Origin of the sequence: Mycobacterium sp. (genome assembly GCF_035499775.1) — a bacterium.
Lineage (GTDB): Bacteria > Actinomycetota > Actinomycetes > Mycobacteriales > Mycobacteriaceae > Mycobacterium.
The window spans coordinates 1-4,187 of record NZ_DATJYB010000462.1 but is presented as its reverse complement, the minus strand read 5'-3'; the positions used below and the strand labels follow the sequence as shown (position 1 = coordinate 4,187).

The 4,187-nt window shown below is 65.0% G+C and carries 5 protein-coding genes, 1 tRNA gene and 1 pseudogene; 5 read left to right on the top strand and 2 right to left on the bottom strand.

From position 1 onward, the window contains the following. A partial coding sequence (locus VML93_RS28695; protein WP_325615642.1) for a hypothetical protein occupies positions 1-182 on the bottom strand: 182 nt, incomplete at its 3' end. A gap of 181 nt (positions 183-363) precedes the next feature. Between VML93_RS28695 and VML93_RS28690 the strand changes: the two genes are divergently transcribed. From VML93_RS28690 to cax, 5 genes are all read left to right on the top strand, one after another. Further along, on the top strand, positions 364-951 hold the full coding sequence (locus VML93_RS28690; RefSeq protein ID WP_325615641.1) for a hypothetical protein: 588 nt from the start codon (positions 364-366) through the stop codon (positions 949-951). A gap of 84 nt (positions 952-1,035) precedes the next feature. Beyond that, positions 1,036-1,458, top strand: a complete 423-nt coding sequence (locus VML93_RS28685) for a DUF3052 domain-containing protein (RefSeq protein WP_325615643.1) — start codon at positions 1,036-1,038, stop codon at positions 1,456-1,458. Continuing rightward, the gene (locus VML93_RS28680; protein ID WP_325615640.1) at positions 1,458-1,919 is read left to right on the top strand and encodes a peroxiredoxin; all 462 of its coding nucleotides are present in this window, start codon (positions 1,458-1,460) and stop codon (positions 1,917-1,919) included. Before VML93_RS28685 ends, VML93_RS28680 begins: the two co-directional genes overlap by 1 nt. 60 nt (positions 1,920-1,979) lie before the next feature. Next, a tRNA-Val gene (locus VML93_RS28675) sits at positions 1,980-2,054 on the top strand. Between the two features lie 351 nt (positions 2,055-2,405). Next, the gene (cax, locus tag VML93_RS28670; protein WP_325615639.1) at positions 2,406-3,563 is read left to right on the top strand and encodes a calcium/proton exchanger; all 1,158 of its coding nucleotides are present in this window, start codon (positions 2,406-2,408) and stop codon (positions 3,561-3,563) included. Positions 3,564-3,943: 380 nt separating this feature from the next. Here the strand turns inward: cax and VML93_RS28665 are convergent. Continuing rightward, a pseudogene (locus VML93_RS28665) lies at positions 3,944-4,187 on the bottom strand (site-specific integrase); the annotation flags it as partial.

The window sequence follows — 4,187 nt, the reverse complement described above, 5'->3', positions numbered from 1 at the left end:
GCCCGCGCCGGGCCGGAACGCTCCAGCAGTGCGTCGAAGGACTCCAGCCACTCCGACGTCTCGTCGGGGTCGATGTCGGGCAGGTAGGACGCCACACCTTCGCGGATCACCCGGACACGGTCGGGTTCGCTTGCGCTGCTTGGGGTTTTGGCCAGATCGGTGCGCGCGAACTCGGTGGTCAACTTCCACTCCTGTAGTTGGCGGGGTATCTGCTAGCGATCTTCCTCTATCGTGCCGCACCGGTGTGCCGGGCGGGTAGCTACTGGCTGATCGCTTCTGGAGGTCCTCGGGCGCGACGACATACCCGCGCGAACCCGGTGCGTCCACGGCGTTCGGAATCCTGACCCGGTAACGTCTGAAGCCGTGCTCATCGGATGGCGTGCCGTCCCTCGCCGGCACGTGGGGGGATTCCCCAGGCGAGGTGTCCTGGCGTTCGGCTGTGTCGCGGTGCTGTTGATCGGGATCGTCGGCTGTACCGTGCATACCAACGGCACCCCGAAGGCCAACAGCAGTTTGGCGCCGGCCTACCGCTCGTCGGTCTCGATGTCGGTCTCAGCCTCGGTGGCGACATCCAGTCTGCGGGAGTCCCAGCACCAGCAGTCGCTGACGACCCAGGCCATCCGCAGTGCGTGTGACGGGCTGGCCACCACCAGCAAGGACGCGATTGACAAGGTGAACCTTTTCGTTGCGGCATACAACGGCGGCCGCAATACCGGCCCTACCGAAGGCCCGGCCATCGACGCACTCAACAACAGTGCCAATACGGTGGAAGGCAGCCTCAGTTCCCCGTTGAAGCCGGAGATGGCGGACGCATTCCGCAACTACGTCGATGCGAGCCGTGGGGTCGCCAACGCCATCGCCACGCACGCCGGAACCGCAGAATTCAACAAGCGCGTCGACCGGCTCAACGACGCCAAGACAAAGGCGTTGAAACTGTGCATGGCCACCTGATGAGCCGGGCATGTTGGTCGTGCTCCGCTTGTGCGACGATAATGCCCATCGCACGGCGCGCGGATGGCTAAAGGAGGTCCCACGGTGGTCGCGGCGGATCACGCCCCGAGCTACGCCCGCAAACTGGGCATCCAACGAGACCAAGTTGTCCAGGAATGGGGCTGGGACGAAGACACCGACGACGACATCCGCGCCGCGGTCGAGGAAGCCTGCGGCGGTGAGCTGCTCGACGAAGACACCGACGAGGTGGTCGACGTCGTTCTGCTGTGGTGGCGAGACGGCGACGGGGACTTGGTGGACACCCTGATGGACGCGATTACTCCGTTGGCCGAAGACGGTGTGATCTGGGTTCTGACACCCAAGACCGGTCGGCCCGGCCACGTCCTGCCCGCCGAGATCGCCGAGGCGGCACCTACCGCCGGCCTGATGCCCACCTCGTCGGTCAACCTCGGTAATTGGAGCGCCAGTCGCTTGGTTCAGCCGAAATCGCGGGCCGGTAAGCGCTGATGCTGCCCGTTGGGACCACGGCCCCCGACTTCACCCTGCGCGACCAGAACAACCAGCGAATCAGCCTCGGCGACTACCGCGGCGCCAAGAACGTCCTGCTGGTGTTCTTCCCGCTGGCCTTCACGGGGATCTGCCAGGGCGAGCTGGACCAGTTGCGCGATCATCTGCCCGATTTCGAGAACGACGACAGCGCGGTGCTGGCGATCTCGGTGGGTCCGCCGCCGACCCACAAGATCTGGGCGACCCAGAGCGGCTTCACCTTTCCGGTGTTATCAGACTTCTGGCCGCACGGCGGGGCCAGCCAGGCCTACGGGGTGTTCAACGACCAGGCCGGCATCTCCAACCGCGGTACTTTCGTCGTGGATCGGTCGGGGATCATTCGGTTCGCGGAGATGAACGAGCCTGGCGAAGCCCGCGACCAGCGGCTGTGGACAGAGGCGTTGGCGGCGTTACGGGTCTGAGCGTTTTGGGTGGTAGGCCTTGAGGCGTGTAGCCTGCCCGGCGGGTCCCTCGGCTTTAAGGGGCGCGTAGCTCAGTGGTAGAGCTCTGGTTTTACACACCAGCGGTCGGCGGTTCGATACCGTCCGCGCCCACCAAAGTTATTGCAGGTCAGCGGCTCTGACTGCGGGTAGGTGATGGCTTACCGCAAGCCCTTTGCCGAGACTGTGCCCGCAATCAATGCTTCAGGGCGCATACCGGTGACCGCGGTGCCGTTGTGATCTTCGCGAGGGCGATGACGACCGGGCCGGCCGCGCGGCGTCTGCCGTCGTGGCGCACCGGATTCGAGTAGAGCTGCAATTTCTGCCGGACGCCCTGCTGTATCGCCGCATCGAGTGGGCTGAACAGGTCGCCCTGTGGAGCGGCCCATTGTTGGCCGCGGGGGGCAATTCTCAACGTGAACCGTTCGATTCTGGAAAACTTCGGCGCGATCAGAGAAGGAGGAGCGCGTGACGACCACCCATACCGAACCACCCCCGCTGCTGAGCCGGCGCGACCGCATCATGACCACCATCACGGTAGTCGCGACCGTGGCCGCCGGAGCCCTGCACTTCGCCCACATGAATGCCGTGCTGGCGTTCATCGTGTCCGCGCTTGCGCTGGCCACGCTGGCATCTTTGGTCGGCCGTTCGGTGGAGGCGCTCGGAGACCGGCTCGGGCCCAACGCCACTGGGGTACTGCAGGCGGCGCTGGGGAACCTGCCCGAGTTGTTCGTCATCCTGTTCGCAATCAAGGCGGGCCTTTACGGTGTTGTGAAGGCCACCATCGTCGGCTCGATTCTCTCCAACGCCCTGCTGGTGCTCGGGCTGGCATTCGTGGTCGGCGGTATCAAGCACGGCCGCCAGCGCTTCACCGCCGAGGACGGACGCACCCTCGGACTGATGTTCACCCTCGCGGTGTTCATCCTCGCCGTCCCATCGCTCACCGCTGCAACACACACCCCGGCGCAATCGCACGAGCGGGCGGTGTCGGTCGTTGTCTCCATCGTCATGCTTGCGCTGTTCGCACTCTCGCTGCCGGCCACGCTCGGAAACCGGGCTCCCGACCCGGTGGTGCACGCAGGTCATGAACCCTCCAGAGCGTCGTCTCCCATTGTGGCCAGCCCCGATTCGGCCAAAGCCGCCAGTGCGGCAACAGCACACGGGGAGTGGCCGCTGGCGATGGCCGTCGGCATGCTCGCCGTCGCCGGTATCGGTGCGGCGTTCGTGTCGGAGTGGTTCGTTGCCGCCCTGGAGCCGGCGATGCATGCAGCGGGTATCAACGAGGTTTTCGCCGGTCTGGTGATCGTGGCCATCGCCGGCAACGCGGTGGAAAATTTCGTCGGCATTCAGCTAGCTGTCAAGAACCAGATGGATTACGCGGTTCAGGTGATCCTGCAGTCGCCCGTCCAGATCGCGCTCACCATCGCTCCGATCGTCTGCCTGGCAGCGGCGTGGCTCGGCCAGCCCGGTTTCGATCTGGTGTTCTCGCCGCTGCTGTTGGCGTCGATGATCATGTCGGCGCTGGTCGCGGTGCTGGTGACCTTCGACGGCGAGTCGACCTGGTTCGAGGGGGCGGTGCTCATCGCGCTCTATGTGGCGATCGCCACGTCGTTCTGGTGGGGATGAGTGACCCAACGGTCTGTAAATCCGTCGCGAAAGCTACGCAGGTTCGAATCCTGCACCTGCCACCACAGCTCAAAGGCGATTTGTGGCTAGCCGCCTTCGGCGTCGACCGGAACTATGTCACAGATTGTCACAATTCGCGGCTAACTCTGCGGCGCTCTACGCGAACACCGGTTCGACTCAGCAAATATCGGTAGCCGCTGAAGTCACCTGCCGGGACTACGAAAGCCCTTCGATGCAGCTGCTACGAATTTGTGACGACGCGGGCCAACCTGCGTGCTGCGTCTGCCAGCGCAGGCTCCTGCGAGTGCACATACGTCGCCATCGTGAACGCCAACGACGCGTGGCCACGCCAGGCCGCGATCACCGCGATCGGCACGCCCTCAAGACGCATCAAGGTGCCGCATGTGTGCCGAGCGTCTCAACAAGCGGACCGGCGGAACGCCCGCCGCGGCGAGCATCCGTGCCCACCGCGATGTCAGCGCATGTGGACTCAGCGGCCGGCCGGCCTCATCCACCACGACGTAGCCGCTGGACTGGTAGGCGGCGCCCATTGAAAGCTTGTCAGCAGCCTGCAGGCTCTTGGCGGCTTTCAGAGTCGCGGCGAGGTTGTCGGGCAACGGCAAC